The 18,063-nt window shown below is 65.1% G+C and carries 22 protein-coding genes; 19 read left to right on the forward strand and 3 right to left on the reverse strand.

The annotated features are described in order from the left end of the window. Window positions 1–43: 43 nt before the first annotated feature. On the reverse strand, window positions 44–1,522 hold the full coding sequence (locus ACQHI0_RS32440; protein ID WP_427905514.1) for an AAA family ATPase: 1,479 nt from the start codon (window positions 1,520–1,522) through the stop codon (window positions 44–46). A gap of 277 nt (window positions 1,523–1,799) precedes the next feature. Between ACQHI0_RS32440 and rplN the strand changes: the two genes are divergently transcribed. The 4 genes from rplN to ACQHI0_RS32460 are packed head-to-tail and all read left to right on the forward strand — an operon-like array spanning window position 1,800 to window position 3,243. Further along, window positions 1,800–2,168: a 50S ribosomal protein L14 gene (rplN, locus tag ACQHI0_RS32445; protein WP_056818394.1), complete on the forward strand. Its 369-nt coding sequence runs from the start codon at window positions 1,800–1,802 to the stop codon at window positions 2,166–2,168. A gap of 2 nt (window positions 2,169–2,170) precedes the next feature. Next, window positions 2,171–2,488: a 50S ribosomal protein L24 gene (gene rplX / locus ACQHI0_RS32450; RefSeq protein ID WP_056818391.1), complete on the forward strand. Its 318-nt coding sequence runs from the start codon at window positions 2,171–2,173 to the stop codon at window positions 2,486–2,488. A gap of 1 nt (window position 2,489) precedes the next feature. Next, window positions 2,490–3,053 carry a 50S ribosomal protein L5 gene (rplE, locus tag ACQHI0_RS32455; protein WP_056818389.1) on the forward strand — a complete coding sequence of 188 codons (564 nt, stop codon included), beginning with the start codon at window positions 2,490–2,492 and terminating at the stop codon, window positions 3,051–3,053. Window positions 3,054–3,057: 4 nt separating this feature from the next. Next, on the forward strand, window positions 3,058–3,243 hold the full coding sequence (locus ACQHI0_RS32460) for a type Z 30S ribosomal protein S14 (protein WP_056818387.1): 186 nt from the start codon (window positions 3,058–3,060) through the stop codon (window positions 3,241–3,243). Window positions 3,244–3,352: 109 nt separating this feature from the next. Here the strand turns inward: ACQHI0_RS32460 and ACQHI0_RS32465 are convergent, their stop codons facing one another. Continuing rightward, window positions 3,353–4,006: a Uma2 family endonuclease gene (locus tag ACQHI0_RS32465; protein ID WP_427905515.1), complete on the reverse strand. Its 654-nt coding sequence runs from the start codon at window positions 4,004–4,006 to the stop codon at window positions 3,353–3,355. 114 nt (window positions 4,007–4,120) lie between these two features. Here ACQHI0_RS32465 and ACQHI0_RS32470 point away from each other — a divergent pair, with 114 nt between their 5' ends. Beyond that, the gene (locus ACQHI0_RS32470) at window positions 4,121–4,330 is read left to right on the forward strand and encodes a hypothetical protein (protein ID WP_427905516.1); all 210 of its coding nucleotides are present in this window, start codon (window positions 4,121–4,123) and stop codon (window positions 4,328–4,330) included. Here the strand turns inward: ACQHI0_RS32470 and ACQHI0_RS32475 are convergent. Continuing rightward, window positions 4,323–5,882, reverse strand: coding sequence for an alpha/beta hydrolase (locus ACQHI0_RS32475; RefSeq protein WP_427905517.1), 1,560 nt, complete (start codon window positions 5,880–5,882; stop codon window positions 4,323–4,325). The genes ACQHI0_RS32470 and ACQHI0_RS32475 overlap by 8 nt on opposite strands. 359 nt (window positions 5,883–6,241) lie before the next feature. Between ACQHI0_RS32475 and ACQHI0_RS32480 the strand changes: the two genes are divergently transcribed. The 14 genes from ACQHI0_RS32480 (at window position 6,242) to ACQHI0_RS32545 (ending at window position 18,034) form a co-directional block, all read left to right on the forward strand. Further along, window positions 6,242–6,973: a YoaK family protein gene (locus tag ACQHI0_RS32480; protein ID WP_427905518.1), complete on the forward strand. Its 732-nt coding sequence runs from the start codon at window positions 6,242–6,244 to the stop codon at window positions 6,971–6,973. Window positions 6,974–7,221: 248 nt separating this feature from the next. Next, a complete protein-coding gene (rpsH, locus tag ACQHI0_RS32485) occupies window positions 7,222–7,620 on the forward strand; it encodes a 30S ribosomal protein S8 (protein WP_410873947.1) in 399 nt (132 codons plus the stop codon). A gap of 15 nt (window positions 7,621–7,635) precedes the next feature. After that, window positions 7,636–8,175 (forward strand): 50S ribosomal protein L6, encoded by a 540-nt coding sequence (gene rplF, locus ACQHI0_RS32490; RefSeq protein WP_378953800.1) that lies wholly within the window; start codon window positions 7,636–7,638, stop codon window positions 8,173–8,175. Window positions 8,176–8,177: 2 nt separating this feature from the next. Continuing rightward, on the forward strand, window positions 8,178–8,585 hold the full coding sequence (gene rplR, locus ACQHI0_RS32495; RefSeq protein ID WP_266296784.1) for a 50S ribosomal protein L18: 408 nt from the start codon (window positions 8,178–8,180) through the stop codon (window positions 8,583–8,585). A gap of 31 nt (window positions 8,586–8,616) precedes the next feature. After that, a complete protein-coding gene (rpsE, locus tag ACQHI0_RS32500; protein ID WP_378919123.1) occupies window positions 8,617–9,276 on the forward strand; it encodes a 30S ribosomal protein S5 in 660 nt (219 codons plus the stop codon). A 1-nt stretch (window position 9,277) separates the two neighbouring features. Further along, the gene (rpmD, locus tag ACQHI0_RS32505) at window positions 9,278–9,457 is read left to right on the forward strand and encodes a 50S ribosomal protein L30 (protein WP_056819257.1); all 180 of its coding nucleotides are present in this window, start codon (window positions 9,278–9,280) and stop codon (window positions 9,455–9,457) included. Window positions 9,458–9,459: 2 nt separating this feature from the next. Further along, a complete protein-coding gene (rplO, locus tag ACQHI0_RS32510) occupies window positions 9,460–9,903 on the forward strand; it encodes a 50S ribosomal protein L15 (RefSeq protein ID WP_101464424.1) in 444 nt (147 codons plus the stop codon). Window positions 9,904–10,067: 164 nt separating this feature from the next. Next, window positions 10,068–11,390: a preprotein translocase subunit SecY gene (secY, locus tag ACQHI0_RS32515; protein WP_427905519.1), complete on the forward strand. Its 1,323-nt coding sequence runs from the start codon at window positions 10,068–10,070 to the stop codon at window positions 11,388–11,390. Then, window positions 11,387–11,932, forward strand: coding sequence for an adenylate kinase (locus ACQHI0_RS32520; protein ID WP_427905520.1), 546 nt, complete (start codon window positions 11,387–11,389; stop codon window positions 11,930–11,932). The genes secY and ACQHI0_RS32520 overlap by 4 nt, the downstream gene beginning before the upstream one ends. A 53-nt stretch (window positions 11,933–11,985) precedes the next feature. Then, window positions 11,986–12,783, forward strand: coding sequence for a type I methionyl aminopeptidase (map, locus tag ACQHI0_RS32525; protein ID WP_427905521.1), 798 nt, complete (start codon window positions 11,986–11,988; stop codon window positions 12,781–12,783). A 76-nt stretch (window positions 12,784–12,859) separates the two neighbouring features. Further along, window positions 12,860–13,939 (forward strand): BMP family ABC transporter substrate-binding protein, encoded by a 1,080-nt coding sequence (locus ACQHI0_RS32530; RefSeq protein WP_427905522.1) that lies wholly within the window; start codon window positions 12,860–12,862, stop codon window positions 13,937–13,939. Window positions 13,940–13,947: 8 nt separating this feature from the next. Beyond that, on the forward strand, window positions 13,948–15,465 hold the full coding sequence (locus ACQHI0_RS32535; RefSeq protein WP_427905523.1) for an ABC transporter ATP-binding protein: 1,518 nt from the start codon (window positions 13,948–13,950) through the stop codon (window positions 15,463–15,465). An 8-nt stretch (window positions 15,466–15,473) separates the two neighbouring features. Continuing rightward, window positions 15,474–16,751, forward strand: a complete 1,278-nt coding sequence (locus tag ACQHI0_RS32540; protein WP_427905524.1) for an ABC transporter permease — start codon at window positions 15,474–15,476, stop codon at window positions 16,749–16,751. Further along, window positions 16,748–18,034, forward strand: coding sequence for an ABC transporter permease (locus ACQHI0_RS32545; RefSeq protein WP_427905525.1), 1,287 nt, complete (start codon window positions 16,748–16,750; stop codon window positions 18,032–18,034). The genes ACQHI0_RS32540 and ACQHI0_RS32545 overlap by 4 nt, the downstream gene beginning before the upstream one ends. Window positions 18,035–18,063 lie beyond the last annotated feature (29 nt).

Raw genomic sequence — 18,063 nt, forward strand, 5'->3', positions numbered from 1 at the left:
CCCTGATCGGGCTTGCTCGGCCGCTGCGGCCCCGCCGAATTCTCTAGCCGCCGTACAGCCGATCCAAGTCGACCAATTCGACATCGCGGCGGTGCGCGGCCGCCTGTTCCAGCTCGCTCGTGAACCCCGACGACGCAAACAACACGATCGTCGAGTCGGCTGTGTCGTAGTCGGACGTGCGGAGAATGCCGGCGATATGGTCCAGCCGCGCCAAGTCGGCGATCCCTCGTCGGCCGAGGGTGGCTTTCGCCGCACCGATCAGCGTGATCGAGCGGCCGCTGACGCCGAGAACGTCGATTTCGTGCTTGGCGCGCCCCGCATTGTCCTGCACGGTCGCGAATCCGATGTCGCCGAAACCGTCGGGGCGGTTCAGTTCGTCGGGGGCGAAACGGCCTGCCCAGTCGCGCGCGAGTTGCTCGAAGTGGGCACCGAGGATGTTCGATCGGAACGTCGGCGCGGCCGCGGCCCAGACTCGCGCGGCCCGGCCGAATTCGAGTTGACCGAGGTGGGGCGCGGTGATCAGGCGGTCGAATCTGATCAGTGGGTCCGCCACGGTGATCGTCGGTTTCCGGGCGCGCAGGAGGTCGGACGCGCGGGAAATATAGCCCGCCGACTCGAGGACCCCCAGTTGGTAGCGGACGGCGTTGGCATCTCTGCCGATGGCGCCGCCGATCGCCGTCGGCGTGTGGGCGCCAGCCGCGATCGCGCTGAGAATGTCGAAATATATTGCGCGACTGGTGATTCGGGGATCCTCGCGGAGTAGATGGTCGACTTCGCTGTGGGTGAATACCCCGAAGTCGACGGCGAGGAGGTTCGTAGTCACCCAGTCGTCGAATTCGGTGACGCTGCGTGGAGTGCCCAGGATCAGCGGACGGTAGCCAGGGATGCCGCCCACCGTGGCATGTACGCGGAAGGCGACCTGAGGGTCGGCGATTCCCCAGAGATGGGCTGCCTCGCGATAGTCCAACGGCGGCATTCTCAGATCGAGCATGACGCGACCACGCAGCGGTTTCGCGCCCGAGAGCAACTCGTGCATCACGCTGAGCGCGGAACCGCACAGGATCAACCGGCCGGTGAGTCCGCTGCCACGTTGGACTCGGTCGTAGAGGTGTTGCAGGATCGACGGAAGTTCCGGTGCGTGCGCTACGGCGTACGGAAACTCGTCGATGACGACAAGCGGTGGTCTGCCTCGGGGAGTTGTTCGCTCGGCGACTTCCAGTGCGGAACGCAGCAGCGTTTCCCAGTCGGGTGGATCAGCCGACATGGGGGTGGTCAACAGGTGTCCGCTGATGTCGGCGGCGAAGCGACGTCGGGCGGCCAAGTCGCCCTCGTCCTGGACGCAGACCGTGTACAGGCCGCCGACCTCGCGACATGCCTCGGCGAGGAGTTGGGTTTTGCCGGTGCGGCGGCGGCCGGAGACGAGACCGAGTCGGAGTGGGCCGTCGAAGCCGCCGTCGAAGAGGAAGCGCTCTACCGCACCCCACTGGCGATCGCGGCCGACGATACGATCGGGCTTGTCCACTTCGCCTCCGAGTAGGTAAATGGGTTTACCTGAATAAGGGTAAACCGGTTTACCTAGTTGAGCGGCGTAATGCGGCGGATCGACCCCGATTCGGTTCTTCCTGGGGATTCACCTACACTAGAACGGTTGCCTGCGGGAGCTATGCCCTCGCAATCCGGCAGTGAACCCCCAGTGGTGGACAAAACCGCTGGCAGGCGCGCGTCCGGAGGGCGACTGACCATGTGCGTCGGGTCGGCAATCCGGCGTACGTATACATCCAGGTCCAGGAGGTGCTGAAGTGATTCAGCAGGAGTCGCGACTGCGCGTCGCCGACAACACCGGAGCGAAGGAAATCCTTTGCATCCGCGTGCTCGGTGGCTCGTCGCGTCGCTATGCCGGTATCGGTGACATCATCGTCGCCACCGTGAAGGACGCCATCCCCGGCGCCAACGTGAAGAAGGGCGACGTCGTCAAGGCTGTCGTCGTTCGCACCACCAAGGAGCGTCGTCGTCCGGACGGTTCCTACATCAAGTTCGACGAGAACGCTGCCGTGCTGATCAAGCCGGACAACGATCCTCGTGGCACCCGCATCTTCGGCCCGGTCGGCCGCGAGCTGCGTGACAAGCGCTTCATGAAGATCGTTTCGCTGGCCCCGGAGGTGCTCTGACTATGAAGGTGCACAAGGGTGACACCGTGCTCGTCATTTCGGGCAAGGACAAGGGCGCCAAGGGCAAGGTCATTCAGGCCTTCCCGGCGACCGGCAAGGTTCTCGTCGAAGGCGTGAACCGCATCAAGAAGCACGTCGCGGACTCCGCGAACCAGCGTGGCGCGTCCTCGGGTGGCATCGTCACCCAGGAAGCCCCCATCCAGGTTTCCAACGTGATGGTCGTCGACTCCGACGGTAACCCGACTCGCGTCGGCTACCGCACCGACGAAGAGTCCGGCAAGCGCGTCCGGATCTCCCGTAAAAACGGGAAGGACATCTGACATGACCACCTCTGAGCAGACTCAGCCCCGGCTGAAGGCGCGCTACCGCGCCGAGATCAAGGACGCGCTGAACGGCGAGTTCGAGTACGCCAACGTGATGCAGATCCCCGGCGTCGTCAAGGTCGTCGTGAACATGGGTGTCGGCGACGCCGCCCGTGACGCGAAGCTGATCAACGGTGCCGTCAAGGACCTCGAGCTGATCACCGGCCAGAAGCCCGAAATCCGTAAGGCCACCAAGTCGATCGCGCAGTTCAAGCTGCGTGAGGGCATGCCGATCGGCGCGAAGGTCACCCTTCGTGGCGACCGTATGTGGGAGTTCCTGGACCGTCTCGTGTCCATCGCGCTGCCCCGTATCCGCGACTTCCGCGGCCTGTCGCCGAAGCAGTTCGACGGCAACGGCAACTACACGTTCGGCCTCAGCGAGCAGTCGATGTTCCACGAGATCGACGTGGATTCCATCGACCGCCCGCGCGGTATGGACATCACGGTTGTCACCACGGCGACCAACAACGAAGAAGGCCGCGCGCTGCTGAAGCACCTCGGCTTCCCGTTCAAGGAGAACTGAGCACATGGCTAAGAAAGCACTGCGCATCAAGGCCGAGGCGAAGCCGAAGTTCGCGGTTCGCGCCTACACCCGCTGCCAGCGTTGCGGTCGCCCGCACGCGGTCTACCGCAAGTTCGGCCTGTGCCGTATCTGCGTCCGCGAAATGGCGCACCGCGGTGAGCTCCCGGGCGTGCACAAGAGCTCCTGGTGAGCTCGCGCTCCTCGTGAGCGCACCCGCCTAGGCGAATATCGAACGAAGACACGGACTTCCGCGTGAAGTCCGTGTCTTCGTGCGTTTCGGAGCGGTTGGTGCACAGCGGTCAGAGCGACAGCTCAGGCCACCCGATGGTGATCGGGAACGGGAAGTTGATGGTGATTTCAGTGGAGTCGGCCGGTGACCATGCACCGGCCAGGAGGTAGTTGGCCTTGTGGAGCGGTGAAACGCCCGCCGGTAAGGCCCCGGTCCCGGATGCCAGGCCATATACCTGCACATACGCGATCTCGCTGCGCCGCGGATGGAGGGTGACTTCCCAGTACCACGGTATGCCCGCGGCGGCGTATCGGGCTCGTTTGGCTTCCATTTCGGCAGCAGTGTTCGACGGGGAGAGAACCTCGCCGACCAGGACCGCATCGTCCGCGCGAACGTGGGCGTACGCCTTGTCCAGGCATCGATGGATCATGAAATCTGGAGTCACGAAGTCAGATTTGCCGTGCTGGCCGAAGAAGACGTTCGTCTCGGTGCGAACCTGCCAGCACTTCTCGGGCTCGTTGGTCATCGCGCGCTTGGCGTCTCGGCGGAGAGTGCTCCACAGCAGGTTGCTGGCTTCCTGATGTTCTCCTGGCCCACGCCGCGTCCAGACCACCCGCCCATCCCACAGTTCGATGCATGAGGCGATTTCCTCGGGGAGTTGCTCGAGCTCTTCCCACGTCATGTATTCGGGCAGGTCGGGGCGCTGGGGATGCGCGTTCGTCATGGCTCGATGATAGACGGACGCCACTGCGCCCCAGGGTTTGTGGGATCTCACCGACTTTTGATGAAATGTAGTCATTTCACTCCATTGAGGCGTGGCGGTGTGTTCTTTGGGCGGATGAAGAAGTTCGCCACTGTCGCTGTCTTTTCCGTCGCGCTCCTCGGGGCGCCTGCTGTCGCGTCCGCCGCCCCTATCGCTGATTCCGGGTCGGGAGGGTCGGGTTCGTCGGAGACCGCGCTGATCTGTTCGCCGATCGCGGGAATCCTGTTCGCTACCGGCAGCGTCGAGAAGCCGCCGCTCTACGACTTGCTCTGCATGTTCAGCTGAACGGGGAGCGGTCGATTCCGCAGCTGATGCCTGCCGGTGGGAGTTGGGCGGTGAACAGGTAGTCGCGTTTGAGGTGTTCGGCGCAGGTGCTCTGGACGTACATGGAGCTGTGGCCCGCGCCTTCGATGACGACTACCTGGGCCCGGTTTAGTTGGGCCGCGCCAGCTTTCGCGCCGGCTAGGGGAGTGGCCGGGTCGTAGCGGCTGTTGAGGACGAGGATCGGGGCGGCGGTTTCGCGGTTCCATGGGCCGGTGTAGCGGTCTCGGTCCTCGGCCTGCCAGAAGGCGCAGGGGGTGGCGTTGAAGACGGCGGTTCGGCCGAAGTAGCGGGACTGGAGGTCGGCGGCCGCGGCCGCGCGGCTGTAGACGGCGGGGTCTGTCGGGACGGTGCTGTCGGCGCATTGGATCGTGTAGAAGGCCTCGACGCGATTGGCGGGGTGGTCACTCGCGAAGAGGGCATCGGGGTTCCGGACGGGCAGGACCGTCACCGCATCGAAGAGGCTTTGCAGAAAAATCGCCAGGTCGGGGTAGGTTTCGGGGCGGGACAAGCTGCCCGCGGTGCTCACTATCTGGGAGAACGTCCATGCGGTTCCGTCGACCGTGATCGGGGCGAGGCGGGCGCGTTCGGCCAGTGCGATCCACTTGAGTTTCGGGTCGCCCGCGGCGAACGCGCAGCGTGGACCCGCGGCGGAGCAGTCGCGCAGGAAGGTGTCGAAGGTTTCGGCGATGCCCGCGGCGACGCCTTGCCGGGTGTCGAGCGGCAGATTCACGCCGTCGGCACCGTGGCCGTTCACATTGCCCTCGAAGTCGAGGGAACCGTCGAACGCCATCGCGCGGACCCGGCCGGGGAACATATTGGCGTAGACCGCGCCGACCTGGGTGCCGTAGGAGATGCCGTGGAAGGTCAGCGACTCGTCGCCGACCGCGCGGCGCAGTAGGTCCAGGTCGCGGGCGGTGTTGGCGGTGGAGGCGTGGTGCAGGATCGGGCCCGCGTTGCGGGCGCAGCGGTCGGCGATGTCGGCGGCGGCGGCGAAGAAGGCGGGTTCGTCGCGTGGATCGGTCGGTGTTCCGGGGAACGAGCCGAGGTAGCTCGACTGCTCGGCGGCACCGGCGAAACACTGGGTACCCGCGCTGCGCGAGACCGAGCGCGGGTCCCAGGAGACCAGGTCGAAGCGGGCGCGCAGTTCGTCGGAGAACAGCCACTGCCAGCGGGCCCGTTCGCGGAGTCGATCCACGCCGGAGGGGCCAGGCCCGCCGAAGTTGACGAACAGTGTTCCGATGCGCCGGTCGGGATCGGACGCGGGCAACTTGATCACAGCCAGGTCGATCTGGGCGGCCCCTGGGCGGTTGTAGTCCAGCGGTACCTCGGCCGACGCGCATTCGAACCCGTCCGCGCAACCCTCCCACGCCAGCGTGGGAGTGGCGGCCGCCTCGGCGAGCGGATCGACATAGGGATCGGCCGCAGCATGCGCGGGCGCGACGAGCACGCCGATCCCGAGCAGTGCGGCGAGTAGAGAGGCCGAGCCCCGGCGGCACGCACGGTGGGAAGACAACGGCCGAGCCTCCTGCGCAGATCCGACGAACCTCGCGAAGCTACCACATCGTGAGCAGCGCTCACGAACGCAAAGTGGTTGGTACTTAACACAATTCGATCCCTGGTCGGCCTCCTGCGGCGGCATCGTCGCAGGTCACCCGCAGTCCGCGAAGGGAATATCCGGAATTGATTTCGAATTTTTCGGTTACCGCAGCATTACCGGCATCTCATTTTTCTGTGTCTTTCCCGAGAATGTGATCCCGAGGCTGGTCGGCGATTTCTTTCGTCGCTACTGTCGGGGTGGTTGCGTGAGAATGCAGCGTGTAGATGGGTGTCAGTGTCGATCCCTTGCCGGACGAATGCAGAGGATGTGAGTTCGTGACCCTGACCACAGTAAACAAGCCGCGTGACCTGGCCCACCGGCCGCCGCTACGTGGCATTCCCGCGGGCGCGATGCCGATGGTCGCCTTTCTTTCGATATTGGCGGGATTTATCGGCGCGGCAGCTTATACACATTCCGCCGGATATTTCGTGACATTTATGACCGGCAATACCGAGCGCGCCGTTCTCGGCTGGTTCGACAACGATCAATTGCTGGCCACCGGTGCCATCACCCTGCTCTTTTCCTTCGGGCTCGGTGTGTTCGTCGCCTCGTTGCTCCGCCGACGGCTGTGGCGCAGTGGCCACTACGGAGCGTCGGTGGTCACCACGGTGGCGCTCGCGGTGGCGGCGGTCGTCGATTACGCCCTCGACCGCACCGGCGGATCGGACGTGGGATTCATCCCGATCGCGTTCGTCGCCTTCGCGGTGGGCGCGCTGAACACCGCGTTCGTCAAGAACGGCGAGACGAGCGTTCCGCTCAGCTACGCCACCGGAACGGTCGTCAAACTGAGCCAGGGCATCGAAAGCCATGTCAGCGGGGGTAGCTCGCGCGATTGGCTCGGCTACGGGTTGCAGTACGCGGCCTTCGGCGTCGGCGCCCTGCTCGGTGGCTTGATGAGCACGGTGGTGGGCGGTGAGATGATGTTGATCGTCGCCACCGGCGTCTCGGCCTCGGCGATCCTGATCACCTCGAAGGCGGGCGCCAGGGCGGACCATACGGCCGCGTGACGGAGATCGCCTGACCCCGGGTTTTGTCCTGACCACGGCATTGCCTACACTAGAGCGGTTGCCTGGGCAGATCTGTGTCCGCTCCACGTGAGCGGATCGCCCCAGGCGCCGAGAGCTCGCAAGAGAACTCATCCGGTCGGTAAGTGCCGACCGGACCAGCCGAATTGTTGTAGGCCCACGGTCACCTGCGTGCGAACGCCGGAGATGTTGCATGGGAACCGCAGCGAGAAAGGTGTCGAGGTCTAACCATGACCATGACTGATCCGATCGCAGACTTCTTGACGCGTCTGCGCAACGCCAACTCGGCGTACCACGATCAGGTGAAGGCTCCCCACTCGAAGATCAAGGTGAACATCGCCGAGATCCTCAAGCGTGAGGGCTACATCTCCGATTACCGCACCGAAGACGCGACCGTTGGCAAGGCCATCGTCGTCGATCTGAAGTACGGCCCCAGCCGTGAGCGCAGCCTGCAGGGCCTGCGTCGCGTCTCGAAGCCGGGTCTGCGTGTGTACGCGAAGTCCACCAATCTGCCCAAGGTCCTCGGCGGCCTCGGCGTGGCGATCATTTCCACGTCGACCGGTCTGCTCACCGACCGTCAGGCGGCCAAGCAGGGCGTCGGGGGCGAAGTCCTCGCCTACGTCTGGTAAGGGAGGTCAGGACTAATGTCGCGTATTGGTAAGAAGCCCATCGAGATTCCGGCCGGCGTCGACGTCAACATCGACGGCCAGGTTGTCACGGTCAAGGGGCCCAAGGGCACCCTGTCGCACACCGTGGCCGAGCCCATCACCGTCACCAAGGGTGAAGGTAATGAGCTCGAGGTTGCTCGTCCCAACGACGAGCGCGCGAACCGTTCGCTGCACGGCCTTTCCCGCACCCTGATCGCCAACATGGTCGAGGGTGTCACCAAGGGCTACGAGAAGAAGATGGAAATCTTCGGCGTCGGTTACCGCGTTCAGGCCAAGGGTTCGAACCTCGAGTTCGCCCTCGGTTACAGCCACCCGGTGCCGATCACGGCCCCGGCAGGCATCACCTTCGCGGTGGAATCGCCCACCAAGTTCTCGGTGTCCGGCATCGACAAGCAGGCGGTCGGTCAGATCTCCGCTGTCATCCACGGACTGCGTAAGCCCGACCCGTACAAGGGCAAGGGCATCCGCTACGCCGGCGAGGTCGTTCGCCGCAAGGTCGGAAAGACGGGTAAGTGATCATGGCGCAAACTGCTAACCAGAAGGCGAAGCGGATTCCGCTGGGCAAGGACGCTTCCACGAAGCGTCGCCTGTCGAAGACCCGCCGTCACTTCCGTCTTCGTAAGAAGGTCGAAGGCACCACCGAGCGTCCGCGCCTGGTGGTCAACCGCTCCGCGCGCCACCTGCACGCTCAGCTGATCGACGACTCGGTGGGCAAGACCATTGCCGCCGCTTCCTCGATCGAGGCCGACGTGCGCGCGCTCGAAGGTGACAAGTCCGCCAAGGGCGCGAAGGTCGGTCAGCTGATCGCCGAGCGTGCCAAGGCTGCCGGTATCGAGGCGGTCGTGTTCGACCGTGGTGGTCACGACTACCACGGCCGTATCGCGGCGCTGGCCGATGCCGCTCGTGAAGGCGGGCTGAAGTTCTGATGACCATTATTTCCAACGGAAGGAACGTCTGATGCCGGGACGTCAGCGGCGTGACGGCGGCAGCGGACCCGCCGGACCCAACAGCAACTCCAACAGCAACGCCGGAGGCCCCGAGGGCAACCGTCGTGGCGGTGGCGATCGTCGCGGTGGCGGCGACCGTCGTGACAATGCGGCCGAGAAGAACCAGCTCGAGCGCGTAGTCGCGATCAACCGTGTCTCCAAGGTCGTGAAGGGTGGTCGTCGCTTCAGCTTCACCGCCCTCGTGATCGTCGGTGACGGCAACGGTCTGGTCGGCGTCGGCTACGGCAAGGCCAAGGAAGTTCCCGCGGCCATCCAGAAGGGCGTCGAGGAGGCTCGTAAGAGCTTCTTCCGCGTCCCGATGATCGGCTCGACCATCACCCACCCGGTTCAGGGTGAGGCGGCGGCCGGTGTGGTCATGCTGCGTCCGGCTTCGCCCGGTACCGGTGTGATCGCGGGCGGCGCGGCTCGCGCCGTGCTCGAATGCGCAGGCATTCACGACATTCTGGCCAAGTCGCTCGGTAGCGACAACGCGATCAACGTCGTTCACGCGACGGTCGCCGCGCTCAAGATGCTCCAGCGTCCCGAAGAGGTTGCCGCTCGTCGCGGTCTGCCGATCGAGGACGTCGCTCCGGCGGGCATGCTGCGTGCGCGTGCGGGACAGGGAGCCTGACATGGCTGATCTCAAGGTGACTCAGATCAAGAGCACGATCGGTGCCAAGTCGAACCAGCGCGACAGCCTGCGGACGCTTGGTCTGCGGAAGATCCGCCAGTCGGTGGTTCGTGAGGACAACGCTCAGAACCGCGGTCTGATCAACGTCGTGCGCCACCTCGTAACAGTTGAGGAGGTCTAGACATGACCATCAAATTGCACCACCTGCGTCCCGCCCCTGGCTCCAAGACCGAGAAGACCCGTGTGGGTCGCGGTGAGGGTTCCAAGGGTAAGACCGCCGGTCGCGGTACCAAGGGCACCAAGGCACGCAAGAACGTCCCCGCGGCGTTCGAGGGTGGCCAGATGCCGCTGCACATGCGTCTGCCGAAGCTTCGCGGCTTCACCAACCGCTTCCGGGTCGAGTACCAGGTCGTCAACGTTGGTCGCATCGCCGAGCTGTTCCCGCAGGGCGGCGTCATCGGTAAGGCAGAACTGGTCGAGGCCGGCGCCGTTCGCAAGAACGAGCTCGTCAAGGTTCTCGGCGACGGCGAGATCGGTGTCGCCATCCAGGTGACCGCCGACAAGGTGACCGGCTCCGCCAAGGAGAAGATCACCGCCGCCGGTGGCACTGTCACCGAACTGGCCTGACGGTACTGTAGTCAACAGCTGACACCGGACGAGTCGCGAGCTCGTCCGGTGTCACTGTTAGAGTTCCAAGTGTTGTCTGCCAAGCTCGTCATCGGCTGACGATTCCACATGCTGTCCAGTGGTCCAGTCGCATGGCATGACCATGTCGTTCGCCAGGAGGATTTGTGCTTTCCGCCTTCGTATCGGCCTTCCGGACTCCGGACTTACGGCGGAAGATTCTCTTCACGCTGGGGTTGATCGCGCTGTACCGGTTGGGTGCCGCGCTGCCGTCCCCCGGTGTCGACTACCGCGCGGTCCAGGACTGCGTGAAGCTGGTCTCCGGTGGGGATTCCGCCGGTATCTACCAGCTCATCAACCTTTTCTCCGGTGGTGCGCTACTGCAGCTCTCGGTGTTCGCGATCGGCATCATGCCGTACATCACCGCGAGCATCATCATCCAGCTGCTGACCGTCGTCATCCCGCGGTTCGAGGAACTGCGCAAGGAAGGCCAATCCGGCCAGACCAAGATGACGCAGTACACCAGGTACCTGTCGGTCGCGTTGGCGATCCTGCAGGCCACCGGTCTCGTCGCGCTCGCCGCCCGCGGGCAGCTGCTGCAGGGCTGTAACAAGCCGATTCTGGCCGATACCAGCATCTTCGGCATGATCATCATCGTGCTGGTGATGACCGCCGGTGCCTGCCTGGTCATGTGGTTCGGCGAGCAGATCACCGAGCGCGGTGTCGGTAACGGCATGTCGCTGCTCATCTTCGCCGGTATCTCCGCGCGTATTCCGCTCGACGGCAAGGCCATTCTGGATACCCGCGGTGGTCTGGTCTTCGGCCTGGTGTGCGCTGCCGTGCTGGCGATCATCGTGGCCGTGATCTTCGTCGAGCAGGGTCAGCGCCGGATTCCGGTGCAGTACGCCAAGCGCGTCGTCGGTCGCAAGATGTACGGCGGTTCGTCGACGTACCTGCCGTTGAAGGTCAACCAAGCCGGTGTCATCCCGGTGATCTTCGCGTCCTCGCTGCTCTACCTGCCGAACCTGGTCGCGCAGCTGACCGGATCCAGCACGGCGACGGAGCCGAGCTGGTGGCAGGAGATCATCCAGAAGTACCTGGTCGACCCGAGCAACCCGGTCTATATCGCCATCTACTTCGGCTTGATCGTGTTCTTCACTTACTTCTACGTCGCGATCACCTTCAATCCGGAGGAACGCGCCGACGAGATGAAGAAGTTCGGTGGCTTCATCCCGGGCTACCGGCCCGGTAAGCCGACCGCCGACTACCTGAACTTCGTCCTGAGCCGCATCACCCTGCCTGGCTCGATCTACCTCGGTGTGGTCACCGTGCTCCCGAGCATTTTCCTCGGCGGGGGCAGCACGGGCCAGTCGGCGAACATGGCGTTCGGCGGTGCCGCGGTGCTCATCATGGTCAGCGTGGGTCTCGACACGGTCAAGCAGATCGAGAGCCAGCTGATGAATCGAAATTACGAAGGGTTCCTCAAGTGAGAGTTGTTCTGCTCGGTCCGCCGGGTGCCGGCAAAGGTACTCAGGCCGTCCTGCTGTCAGAGAAGCTGGGCGTTCCGCACATCTCCACCGGAGACCTCTTCCGCGCGAATATCAGTCAGCAGACCGCTCTCGGTCGCGAGGCGCAGAAGTACATGGACGCGGGCGACCTGGTCCCCAGCGACGTCACCAACCGCATGGTCGAGGCCCGCGTGGCCGAGCCGGACGCCTCGAACGGCTTCGTGCTCGACGGCTACCCGCGCACGGTCGACCAAGGCGACGCACTGAAGAAGATCCTCGAGCACCACGGCACCAAGGTCGACGCGGTGCTGTGCTTCGTGGTGCCCGAGTCGCTGCTCAAGGAGCGGATGCTCGCGCGCGGCCGTGCCGACGACACCGAAGAGGTGATCGACAACCGCCTGCGCGTCTACCGCGAGGAGACCGAGCCGTTGCTCGAGTACTACGACGGCCTGGTCGTGACGGTCGAAGGTGTCGGCGAGGTCGACGAAGTCAACGCACGGGCGCTCGCCGCGCTCGGCAAGTAGCTCTCCCTCCCCGCGTGAGCGGGGATGAGCCCCGATCGGAGTACTGAGGCCGGATGGTCTTCAACCGTAAGAAGAAGGTCGTGCCGTTCCGTTCGGCGGGCGAGCTGGATGCCATGCAGGCAGCCGGCGCGATCGTCGGACGGACGCTGGTCGCCGTTCGCGCGGCGGCCAAGCCCGGCGTTTCGACGCTGGAGCTCGACGAGGTCGCCGAGGCGACGATCCGTGACGCGGGCGCTGTCCCGTCGTTCAAGGGTTATCACGGCTTCCCCGGCTCGATCTGCTCTTCGGTCAACGACCGTGTGGTCCACGGGATCCCCTCGGCGAAGGAAATTCTCGCCGAGGGCGATCTCGTCTCCATCGACTGCGGCGCCATCCTCGACGGTTGGCACGGCGACTCCGCGTGGACGTTCGGCATCGGCAATATCATCGAAGCCGATCAGCTCCTGAGCGAGGCCACGCGGCTCTCGATGGAGACCGGTATCGCGGCGATGCAGCCGGGCAACCGGCTGACCGACGTCTCGCACGCCATCGAGCTGGGTACCCGGGCGGCCGAGCAGGCGCACGGTCGGCAGTACGGCATCGTCGACGGTTACGGTGGCCACGCCATCGGCCGCGAGATGCACATGGATCCCTTCCTGCCCAACGAAGGCGCACCCGGCAAGGGCCCGCGCCTGGTGGTCGGGTCGGTGTTGGCGATCGAGCCGATGCTCACGCTCGGCACCACCGACACCAAGACGCTCGACGACGACTGGACGGTGGTCACCACCGACGGGTCGCGCGCCGCGCATTGGGAGCACAGCGTCGCTGTCACCGAGGACGGCCCGCGCATCCTCACCCTGCGCCCGGAGTAGCTCCGCCGGCGACTTCGCCGGTGAATTAATCTTTCTAATCCGTCTGTTCGCCGGTGTGATCCTGTATCTCTGAGTGATGAGATCTCGCATCGCGCTGGTCGCTTGCGCGGCCACGGCACTGCTCGCCGGTTGTGCCGAGCCGCCGCCGAACACGCGCTACACGGGGTCGGGCAACACCTACGGCACGGCGAACGCGGGTTTCGAGACCTGCATGGTGACCGACGCGGGTGGTGTCGACGACAAGTCGTTCAACGAATCGGGCTGGAACGGGGTGAAAGCCGCGATCGACGCCAACCCCGGCGTCTACGGCTCCTACCGTCAGTCCAACAGCTCCGCCGACTACGAACCCAACTTGCGAGCCTCGGCCGACGACGACTGCGATCTGGTGATCGGCGTCGGCGGCCTGATGGCCGAGGCGGTGGCACAGGTGGCCGCGGAGTACCCCGATCAGCGTTTCGCGATCGTCGACGCGCATGTCGAGTTGGACAATGTCTACTCGATGGAATTCAACGCGGCCCAATCCTCCTATCTCGCAGGCTATCTCGCGGCGGGTATGTCCAAGACCGGCCGGGTCGCCACCTGGGGTGGCATGCAGATTCCGGCGGTGACCATCTTCATGGACGGGTTCGCCGCCGGGGTGGCCGGATACAACGCGGCGCACGGCACCGCGATCGCTGTGCTCGGCTGGGACGTCGAGGACCAGAACGGTTCGTTCACCGGCAATTTCGACGATACGAGCGCCGGTCGCTCGCTCACCGAGAACTTCATCGCCCAGGGTGCCGATGTGATCCACCCGGTCGCCGGGCCGGTCGGGATGGGCGGTGCCTCCGCCGCGCAGGATTCGCCGAACGTGTCCATGATCTGGGTGGATTCCGATGGGTACGAGGCGGTTCCGGAGTACAAGGACATCATGCTGTCGTCCTCGATGAAGGACATCTCCGCCGCGGTGCGCGTGGCGATCGACAATGCCTACGGCGAGGGCGTCAAGGATGGTCGATACGTGGGCACCTTGAGTAATGCCGGGGTCGGGCTCGCACCGTTCCACGACTTCGAGGCGAAGGTGCCCGAGCCGCTGAAGCAGGAGCTCATCGCGCTGCGACGCGACATCGTCGACGGCAAGATCGTGATCAATTCCCCGGCCGCCCCGAAGCTCTGAGGACAATCATGCGACTCGAAGTACAGGGCTTGACCAAGGCATTCGGCTCTTTCCTCGCCGACGACAGTGTCGACCTGGTCGTCGAACCGGGCCAGGTGCACGCGATTCTCGGGGAGAACGGCGCGGGCAAGTCGACGCTGATGAACATGCTGTACGGCATCCTCGAACCGACCAGTGGCCAGATCCTGATCGATGGCGAGCCGGTGCGTCTGCGTTCGCCGGGCGATGCCATCGCGGCGGGAATCGGCATGGTGCATCAGCATTTCAAGCTGGTCGGGCCGTTCAGTGTCGCCGACAATGTGCAGCTGGGGCGCGAACACGTCAAGCGGGGGAGTCTGGATCGCGCGACCGCGCGGCGGGCGGTGCTGGAGGTGTCCGAGCAGTACGGGCTGGCGCTCGACCCGGACGCGATCTGCGAGGAGCTGCCCGTCGGCGTGCAGCAACGGGTCGAGATCGTGAAGGCGCTGTCGGGTAAGACGGATTTGCTGATTCTGGACGAACCGACCGCGGTGCTCACACCACCCGAAGTCGCCGAATTGCTCGGGATCATCCGCAATCTCACGGCCTCGGGGATGTCGGTGATCTTCATCAGCCACAAGCTCAAAGAGGTGAAGGCCATCGCGGACACGATCACCGTGCTGCGGCGCGGGAAGGTCGTGGCCGAGGCTTCACCCGATGACAGCGAGGCCGAGCTGGCGGCGGCGATGGTCGGGCGGTCGGTCGTGTTGACCGTGGATCGACCGCCGGCGCAGCCGGGCGAGGTCGCGCTGGATATCAAGAATCTGACGGTGCTCGGCGAGCGCGGCACACCGATGCTCGACGGACTGGATCTGGCTGTGCGGGCCGGTGAGATCGTCGGGTTGGCCGGGGTCGAGGGCAACGGTCAGACCGAGCTGGCCAGGGCGGTGCTGGGGACTGTCACACCCGCGAGTGGCTCGATCGACATGGGCGGTGTCGCGGTCACCGGGCGGGACCCGTATCGGCGTATTGTCGCCGGGCTCGGCTACATCCCGGAGGATCGCGGCCGCGACGGGCTGGCCGCCGATTTCACCGTCGCCGAGAACCTCGTGCTCAATCAGTACCGCGACAAACCGCTGTCGCATCGGGGCGTAGTCGACGCGGCGGCGGTACGAACCCTGGCGGACAAGGCCATCGCCGATTTCGATATCCGCACCAGGGGGCCGGGTGAGCTGGTGTCGGCGCTGTCGGGCGGCAATCAGCAGAAGGTCGTGATCGCGCGCGAATTCTCCAGGCCGCGTTCGGTTCTGGTGGCCGCCCAACCCACCCGCGGCGTGGATGTCGGTGCCATCGAGTTCATCCACCGCCGCCTGGTCGCCGAACGTGATGCGGGGACCGCGGTCCTGCTCATCTCCGCCGAGCTGGACGAGATCCTGGCCCTGTCCGACCGCATCGCGGTGATCCACAACGGGCAGATCGTCGGTGTGCTCGCTCCGGACACGCCGCGCGAGATCATCGGCCAGCTGATGGCAGGCCACCGTCCCGCAGATCCAGCCCCCGCGAGCTGAGGACATTCATGCCGAGTACCACCACCGAGCCAGACATCGACTCACCCGGCGAGCGTAAACCCGAAAAGCGCGACGTCGGCCGCACTTTCATCGGATACCTGACCGAAGCCAACAGCGTGATGGTGACGATCTACTCGTTGCTGCTGGCCTTCGCGATCGGTGCCTTGCTGATCATCGTCTCCGACGCGTCGGTCCGCAGTGCCTGGGGCTACTTCTTCAACCGGCCCGCCGACGCGCTGAGCTTCTCGTGGCAGGCGGTGAGCACCGGATATCGCGACATGTTCGAAGGCGCGATCATCGACTTCGGGCGCCTGCAACAGTATTTCGACGGCGACGCGACCCTGGCCCAGGTGCTGCGGCCGATCTCGGAGACGCTCACCTACGCGACCCCGCTGATCTTCACCGGACTCGCCGTCGGCCTGGCCTTCCGGGCCGGGTTGTTCAATATCGGTGGGCACGGGCAGTTCATCTTCGGGATGCTCGGCGGGGTGATCGTCGGGTTCGCGCTTGACCTGCCGCCGCTGCTGCACGTGCCGCTGGCGTTGCTCGCGGGTGCGCTGGCCGGTGGTCTGCTCGGGGCGATTCCCGGCGTACTCAAGGCGAAAACCGGTGCACACGAGGTTATTTCGTCGATCATGCTGAACAACATCGCCACCTATTTCCTGTTGTGGGCGTTGGGCACCACGTTCATCCATTCGACGACCTCGCAGGAGCTGGTCTCCAAACAGGTGGACTTCTCCGGTCGGCTGCCACGGCTGCTCGGCTGGGCAGGTTCGGGCTTGCGGGTGAGTGCGGGGTTGCTGATCGGGTTGGCGCTGGCCGCCGGAATCTGGTGGCTGCTGCGGAAATCCACCTTCGGGTTTCGGATTCGGGCGGTCGGCGCCAATACGCACGCGGCGGCTACGGCCGGTATCGACATCGGGCGCACCTTCATCACGACGATGGGGGTGTCGGGCGGGCTCGCCGGGTTGGGTGGTGCCGCACTGGTGCTCGGGCTCAATCCGTACACGGTCAATCCGGGGACGGTCGCGGAATTCGGGTTCGACGGGATCACCGTCGCACTGCTCGGGCGGGCGCATCCGGGCGGGATCGTGGCCGCGGCACTGCTGTTCGGTGCGCTGAAATCGGGCACGTTGCACATGCAGCCGGCCATTCCGGTCGAGATGTCGACCTTGCTGCAGGCGGTGATCGTGCTGTTCGTCGCCGCGCCCGCGCTGGTGAAAACCCTGCTGCACCTGCGTACACCGCGTGGTGGGCTCAACACTCTGGAAGCGAGGGGCTGGTGAGTACCACTACCGCGTCACCGGTCGTCACGGCCGAGACCACCCGGCACAGCTTGGCCGGGGCGGTGTTGATCGTGCTGGGTATCGGTCTCGGCGTGCTGGGGCTGCTGTTCATCGATGGCGGGCGGACCACCACCTTCCGGCTGGATCAGACGGTCGAAAGTGGTTGGACTGTCGGCACTCTCGTGATCGTCTTGATTCTCAGCGTGGTGACGGTGGTGCTCGGGGCTGTGCTGCTCGCCCGGCCGTTGTCGCAGCGAGCGCACGGGGTGATCGTCGGCGCGGCGGTGGCGGCGCTGGTGATCGCGGCGCTGTCGTGGGTGGTGACGCCGGGTGTCGGGTTCCCGGTGGAGTTCGTGCTGGCGTCGACGTTGTTCCTGGCGCTGCCGTTCATCTTCGGTGCGCTGTCCGGTGTGGTCTGTGAGCGTTCGGGCGTGATCAACCTCGGGATCGAGGGGCAGTTCCTGGCTGGTGCGTTCACGGCGGTGCTCTTCTCCTCGATCACCGACAATCCCTACATCGGCATTCTGGCCGCGGTGATCAGCGGGATGCTCTCGACGCTGCTGCTGGCCTGGCTGGCGACCCGCTTCGAGGTCAATCAGCTGGTCACCGGTGTCATCCTCAATCTGCTCGCGCTCGGCCTGACCGGCTTCCTGTTCGAACGGCTCATGCGCATGGACCATTCGCTCAACGAGCCGAGCACGGTGCCGCGCATCGGCGAGTTCCTGCACGACATCGGTCTCGGTTTCCTCACCGACATCCCCGTGCTCGGCCCGGTGCTGTTCGACCAGAACCTGTTCGTCTATGTCGCGCTGGCCTGCGTGTTCGGGCTCTCGTACCTGCTGTTTCGCACCCGCTGGGGCCTGCGCACCCGCGCTGTCGGCGAGCACCCCGCCGCGGCCGACGCCGCGGGCATCGACGTCAACCGCCTGCGCTTCTGGAACGTCACCTGCGCCGGCGCCCTCTCTGGTTTCGGCGGCGCCTTCTTCACGATCGCCAACAACGTGGCCTTCAGCAAGAACATGACCGCCGCTCTCGGCTTCGTGGCGCTGGCGGTGATGATCGTCGGCCGCTGGAAGCCGATCGGTGCCCTCCTGGCCGCCCTGCTGTTCGGCTTCTCCAGCGCCCTGGAACGTTTCCTCAACACCATGCCCGGCAACCCCATCCCCACCGAATTCCTCGGCATGCTGCCCTACATCGTCACCCTCGTCGTGGTCGCCGGATTCATCGGGAAAGCTGTGGCGCCCGCGGCCGACGGCATTCCATACCGACCTGGCGACAAGTAGTTGCCCGCCGTGGTACTACCACAGTTGCT

Source organism: Nocardia sp. FBN12, assembly GCF_050320175.1.
Classification (GTDB): domain Bacteria; phylum Actinomycetota; class Actinomycetes; order Mycobacteriales; family Mycobacteriaceae; genus Nocardia.